Source organism: Pseudanabaena cinerea FACHB-1277 (assembly GCF_014696345.1).
Classification (GTDB): Bacteria; Cyanobacteriota; Cyanobacteriia; order Pseudanabaenales; family Pseudanabaenaceae; genus Pseudanabaena; species Pseudanabaena cinerea.
On the sequence record NZ_JACJPY010000145.1, the window covers coordinates 1 to 5,894 of the forward strand.

The 5,894-nt window shown below is 41.3% G+C and carries 6 protein-coding genes and 1 pseudogene; 1 reads left to right on the forward strand and 6 read right to left on the reverse strand.

The annotated features are described in order from the left end of the window. Positions 1 to 164 precede the first annotated feature (164 nt). Positions 165 to 3,272, reverse strand: coding sequence for a PAS domain S-box protein (locus H6F44_RS21945; protein WP_190353218.1), 3,108 nt, complete (start codon positions 3,270 to 3,272; stop codon positions 165 to 167). Positions 3,273 to 3,360: 88 nt separating this feature from the next. On the opposite strand from H6F44_RS21945, the gene H6F44_RS21950 reads away from it, so the two are divergent. Further along, positions 3,361 to 3,738 carry a DUF29 domain-containing protein gene (locus H6F44_RS21950; protein ID WP_242016702.1) on the forward strand — a complete coding sequence of 126 codons (378 nt, stop codon included), beginning with the start codon at positions 3,361 to 3,363 and terminating at the stop codon, positions 3,736 to 3,738. 59 nt (positions 3,739 to 3,797) lie between these two features. Here H6F44_RS21950 and H6F44_RS21955 read toward each other — a convergent pair whose 3' ends face one another. The 5 genes and pseudogenes from H6F44_RS21955 to H6F44_RS23415 all read right to left on the reverse strand — a co-directional run. Further along, the gene (locus H6F44_RS21955) at positions 3,798 to 4,151 is read right to left on the reverse strand and encodes a DUF5615 family PIN-like protein (RefSeq protein ID WP_242016703.1); all 354 of its coding nucleotides are present in this window, start codon (positions 4,149 to 4,151) and stop codon (positions 3,798 to 3,800) included. Positions 4,152 to 4,158: 7 nt separating this feature from the next. Beyond that, on the reverse strand, positions 4,159 to 4,401 hold the full coding sequence (locus tag H6F44_RS21960; RefSeq protein ID WP_190353219.1) for a DUF433 domain-containing protein: 243 nt from the start codon (positions 4,399 to 4,401) through the stop codon (positions 4,159 to 4,161). 100 nt (positions 4,402 to 4,501) lie between these two features. Next, positions 4,502 to 4,876 (reverse strand): type II toxin-antitoxin system PemK/MazF family toxin, encoded by a 375-nt coding sequence (locus tag H6F44_RS21965; protein ID WP_407681885.1) that lies wholly within the window; start codon positions 4,874 to 4,876, stop codon positions 4,502 to 4,504. A 10-nt stretch (positions 4,877 to 4,886) separates the two neighbouring features. Then, positions 4,887 to 5,258 (reverse strand): type II toxin-antitoxin system Phd/YefM family antitoxin, encoded by a 372-nt coding sequence (locus H6F44_RS23410; RefSeq protein WP_242016704.1) that lies wholly within the window; start codon positions 5,256 to 5,258, stop codon positions 4,887 to 4,889. Positions 5,259 to 5,726: 468 nt separating this feature from the next. Further along, positions 5,727 to 5,894: pseudogene (locus H6F44_RS23415) on the reverse strand (IS4 family transposase); the annotation flags it as partial.

Genomic DNA, 5,894 nt, shown 5'->3' on the forward strand with positions numbered 1-5,894 from the left:
CAGGATTGACAGAAATTTCTGTTGTGCCTTGGTTGCTACTTTCGGTAATATGTCATTAATGCTATTCATTTGGTGCTTTGATTCATTACTTGCACCTTATCCGATGAATAGCTTTTTTGTTCCCCTTTTTTTATGTCCGAAGTATTGTATATTTACAGCAATCCTTAATGGAAATCATCCATAAAGTCGGTAATCATTTTGATGTTAAAAGGCTTACTTATAAAGCCATCCATCCCCGCCTCTAAACAAATTTGGCGATCTTCGTGCATAGCGTTAGCTGTCAAGGCAACAATCGGAACTTTTTTATTTAAATCTTGACGAATTATTTTCGTGGCAGTAATTCCATCCATTTCTGGCATTTGCATATCCATCAAGATGAGATCGTAATCATGCTTTTGAACTAGGGCAACTGCTTCGATCCCATTATTGGCGATCGCCTCAAATTGGTAGCCAATTTTTCTGAATAATGCTTGAGCCACTTTCTGATTAAAGGGATTATCTTCCACTAAAAGCACCCGCAAAGGAGGCTTATTGGCTGTGGTTAAAATTGGAGTCTCTTTTACCAATGGGGTTGTTGGCGTTTGCTCGATTTGATTATTGATCGCTAGGTTAATTGTAAAATAGAAGGTTGCACCTGAGGATTGCGAAGGATGCGGCAATTGCCAATCTAGGGGAGGTTTGCCGCCCACTTCTCCAAAGCTCTCGACCCAAATTGTGCCGCCCATGAGTTCGGCAAGACGTTTGCTGATCTCTAAGCCTAGCCCTGTGCCGCCATATTTACGGCTAATGGAAGCATCGGCTTGGGTGAAGGGTTGAAATAATTTCTTAATGCGATCGCTTTCAATACCAATGCCTGTATCTGAGACGGCAAAGATTAATTCATATTGAGGAGAGGCATGGCTGGAATCGGTGACATCACGACCGTTAACGGTAACGGTAACTTTTCCGTTAGGTTTACTAAACTTCAGGGCATTACCCACGAGATTGAGGATGATTTGACGCAGACGGGTAGAGTCGCCAATTAGAGTTTGGGGGATGTGAGAAGCGATCGCATATTCGAGGGAGACTTGCTGATCAATGGCTTGACTTTGTAATAACTGATAAACTCCTGAGATTGCCTCTTCTAAGACAAAATCTCTAGCTTCCATCTCTAACATTCCTGCCTCAATTTTGGAGAAATCGAGAATGTCATTGATCAGCGACAACAGAATTTCGCCACTATCTTTAATGGTTTTTACAAAGTCTTGCTGTTCTTCATTTAGTGGAGTGCTAGCCAGAATATCCGTCATGCCCAATACGCCATTCATGGGGGTGCGGATCTCATGGCTCATACTAGCAAGGAATGAACTTTTCAGTTGAGTAGCCTCTTCCGCTTTGGCTTTAGCTTTGGCTAAGTTGATTTCCGATTCCTTGCGCTCGGTAATATCTAGGCATATTCCCATTAGCTTGCAGACATTGCCTTGGGGATCTCTGATTACCTCAGCGCGTCCCTCGTGATAACGGATAGAACCATCGGGTAAGACCGCACGGTAGTCGATTTTGTAGGGATCGCCTTTAACGATTGCCTGTCCGACAACTCTTTCAAAAGATTCACGATCATCGGCATGGATCATCTGAAGATATTCGGCATAGGGGGGTTCTGGCTGATTGGGATCAAGTCCAAACATCCCAAAAAGTTCTTTTGACCAAGTGATTTTCTGATTTTGCAGATCAAATTCCCAATTCCCAATATTGGCAATTCTATGGGCTTCCCGTAGTGACGCTTCACTTTTTTGTAATCGTTCTTCCGCCTGTTTCTGTGTGGTGATATCTAACAAAACTCCATGCCAAACAAATATTCCATTTTCAAGCTGAGTCGGGCGCGAGTTTGCCTGTATCCATTTCAGTTTGCCTGATGGGGTAATGATGCGCCACTCATGGTGAAATGCTTCTAGGGTTGCCTTGCTATGGTCAACAGCTTGGTAATATGCAGATATATCTTCTGGATGAATACAATTGATATAGATGGATGGATTATTGAATAGTTGATCGAGACTGGTTTCAAAAATTTCCGTATATCTTGCGTTGATATATTCAAACTTAACGGTACGGTCAGGATAGATGTGTAATATATAAATACCGCCAGGGGAGGAGGTGGCAATTTTTTGAAAGCGCGATTCACTAGTTTGGAGTGCTAATTCGGCCTGATGGCGATCGCGAATATCACGGGCTATCTTTGATGCGCCCACCACTTGACCCGATTCGTTATAAATTGGCGAGATCGTCAAAGCCACATCTAGCAAACTGCCATCCTTATGTATCCTTTGGGTTTCGTAAGTAGCCACAATTTTGCCCTGGCAAGCGGATTGTAGAGTTTTTATCGCTTCTTCTTGTAGGGCGATCGGAATCAACTTTTTGATCGGTGAGCCAATCATCTCTGCGGCACTGTAACCAAATAGCTTTTCGGCAGCCCGATTCCAACTGGTGACGATGCCATCGATGGTTTTGCTAATAATGGCATCTTGAGAAGATTCGACAATCGCCGCCAATTGAAAACGCTGTTGATTGACCGCCTCGATCTGCTGAGTCCTTACGACCACTTGCGCTTCTAGATCTGCTTTGGCAGCTTGCAACTCCTCCACCAGCATTGCTTGACGGATCGCTATGCCCACCTCTACCGCAATACATTGCAATCCCTCAATTTCTTGAGTGCGCCATTTACGGTTAGATGTGCAGTGATGGGCAACTAGCAGTCCCCAAAGATTGGATGTATGGAAAATGGGGACGATTAAATTGGCTTGAACTTGAAATTCAGCCAAAAAATTGGCATGGCAAGCAGTGAGACCTGCATTTTTGACATCGGCGATCGCCACAAATTTTGATTTTTGGTATGGTTCTAGCCAAGAGGCTTCAAAACATTCATCCACCACTACGCGATCGAGCAATGACCATTGGGGGGCAGATATTGCCTCGACAATAACTTGACCACTCCAATCAGGCGCAAACTTATACAGCAAAACGCGATCGCATCGCAACAACTGCTGTACTTCATCGACAGTGGTTTGCAAAATCTCCCCTAGCTGAAGGGATTGCCGAATTTTAGAGGCGATCGATATGATTAACAAATCCCAATCCCGTTGTTTTTGGAAGTCAGCCTGAAGGGATTGCCGAGTCTTTCTGGCGATCAGGGCAATCAGACGCTCTGCATCGCATTGTGTTTGATAGTTAGAACGCAATAGATGGCAATTTTGTGCGGCTTCTCTGAGGCGAGCGCCTCCTTGCTGATTTGTCATAACATCGTATTCGATCAAACTATTGCTCAATTAATTTTATAGTATTTAATCCATTAAATTAGCCAAATGTCTTAAACTTTATGCCAATTTGGCATCGGGGTGGCTTCCTTTACAAGCAAATTATTTGATAGAGGAGATTGAGGACTTGGGGCGATCGCAAAGAAAGGAATTAGAAATCCGTCTTGCAACTTTGCTTGCACATTTACTCCAACGGATGTATGTGAATATGCCTGATTGCTTTAATGGTTGGGAAAATACGATCCGAGGGCAACGTTTACAGATTGAGGTATTACTCAATAATTATCCAAGTCTCAAAAGCTATTGGGATGGACATTTTAGTGATGCTTGGCGATTTGCTTTAAAGCATACTCGTAAAGAATACCAGTCTAAGGGTTTTACTTTTCCTAACGAATGGGAGTCGGGTCGAGATATTAACTCAATTTTAGACATCGATTTTTGGGCATAGGCGATCGCCTAAAACTCAACCCATCAAAAAGCGATCGCCTCTCCACTCAATTTCCACAACTAGCAACCACTATTCACCAGAGGAAGAAGACGAACACGCATACGATTTACTTCAACTGTAATAGCTGAGCCTTTTTCTAGGTCATCTCTACATTCAGCAATTACAGTTAGCAACAAATCTGTTAAGGCTTTAGCACGCAACCTTTCAATACGAATACGAATAACCGATGGAGAAACTGCTTCATCAAGTGCTAATAAAGCGTGAAAATCAGCATCAAGGGTAACGACTACATAGTTCTCTTCTTTCGCTTTTTGAATTATTTCGGTATCTTCGGCTTGAGAGAATCCAATATCAGCAACATGGATTGCATCAAAACCCTCATTAATCAATAATGTTGCCGCAGATCGGGGCAATCCTTAATCAAGCAATAGCTTCATATCGATTTGGTAGTTCAATAATGCGATCATCAAGATAAGAAGACACAAAAATCAAAGCTTGTTGAATATCTGCTTCTTCGATCTCTGGAAATTCTTGATATAGTTCGTCTCGATTAGGATAAGTCGCTAGCAGCTCAATTACTCGCCTCACTGTAAGGCGAAGATTGCGAATACATGGCTGCCCGTTCATTTGTTTCGGATTGCTCGTAATACGATCTAATCTCATGGAGAATAGTCCAAACTCTTTAATATTCATTATTATACTTCATAAGCTTGGCGCGATCGCCCAAATCACAACCCATCAAAAAGCGATCTCTACAACTTTGCTAAATTTCGTATTCAATAATAGTGAGAATAGCCGCCGTTATTTCTAGCATCTTAGCATCGGATATATTGCCAAGTTTACGAATAAATCTTTGCAAATCCATGCCCCTAAGCTGAAGAGCGTCAATTGCAGAAGCCTTTGTGAGTCCAATTTCTGTGTCTAGTTCTATTTTTACGTGCCAAAAGTTTTTAGCAAAATATGGTTTCCAATCTGTAATTGGTGCAACAAGTTTAATTGGTAATTTTCCTGCTGCATCTGAGCTAATGACAATCGCAGGACGGATTTTTTTGATTTCAGATCCAACTGTAGGATCGAAGTTAACAAGCCAAATTTCTCCACGTTTGGGTGGTTCAAAATTAGTAGTCAATGATGTCACCTACCATTAATTATTGCCAATCAGTTTCTTGTTGATAGTGATCAAGCATTTCCTCAGCTTGACTTTCGAGTATTTGTCTGCGTTCAGCGATCGGTAATTTGAGGAAATTAAGGCGTTGTTCTAAAGTCAAATTTTGTTCTTCTTCTCTTACTTGACCTTGTTGATGTTGCAAGATACCTTGATATAAGCGATCGCGATTGGCGGGATTGCTGAGTAAGTACAAGGTTTCCACTAGACTGCTATATTCTTTTGCGTCCAGCATGACAATGCCCTGTTCAGGCTCTTTATAGACTGAAATAACTTCGTGATTTTTTAATACTCGTTCAAAAACCTGTGCAAATTGGGTGTTGCATTCTTGAAAGGTGACTTGTTGGGTTGTCATTGTTTTATAGTCCTAATTACAGGTACTTATAGCATTCTAACTTGCATCGGCTAAAACAGCACCTATCGCCCCTCAACTCAATCTCAACAACCCGCGATCGCCTAAAGCACAATCCATCAAAAAGCGATCGCTCCTAACCTCAACAACCCACTCTACTAAAAGTGATCCACCCAATTAAATACGAAAAAGGGACGGCAAAAAAAGCAATTCCGAATAGGACAACAATAACTTTAAGTTGATCCCAAATTTCTATTCTCACTAAGTTTTGGAACTTTGCCCAAAATAGATTGTAAATTTTTATTCGTAACATTATTTGTATTAGTAACATTAGTGTTATTTCGCAAAAAAGATTTGATTGGTATAACTTATAAATCAGTATCAAGTTAAAGATACTTTCCTCCAGAAGTGTTGAATCAGACATGAGGTTATCCCAAAAGTGGACACACTACTCCTGCAAAAAGCGTGATTTCAGCTTAATATCACTATCTTCCTAAACCAATGTACATAACTGATATTCTCACTCATGAATGCTTGTAAATACCTCAGTTTATCTAACATCTTACAGCCAAACTCTTTTGGTATCTCTACTAGCTCTAATAAAACATACGCTATTAAGCAAGTGTAGATTTGGATCGT

What these genes read in the sequence shown, in the direction of transcription:
- H6F44_RS21945 (WP_190353218.1), bottom strand. Translation starts at nt 3,272, where the DNA reads ATGACAAATCAGCAAGGAGGCGCTCGCCTCAGAGAAGCCGCACAAAAT.
- H6F44_RS21960 (WP_190353219.1), bottom strand. Translation starts at nt 4,401, where the DNA reads ATGAGATTAGATCGTATTACGAGCAATCCGAAACAAATGAACGGGCAG.
- H6F44_RS23410 (WP_242016704.1), bottom strand. Translation starts at nt 5,258, where the DNA reads ATGACAACCCAACAAGTCACCTTTCAAGAATGCAACACCCAATTTGCA.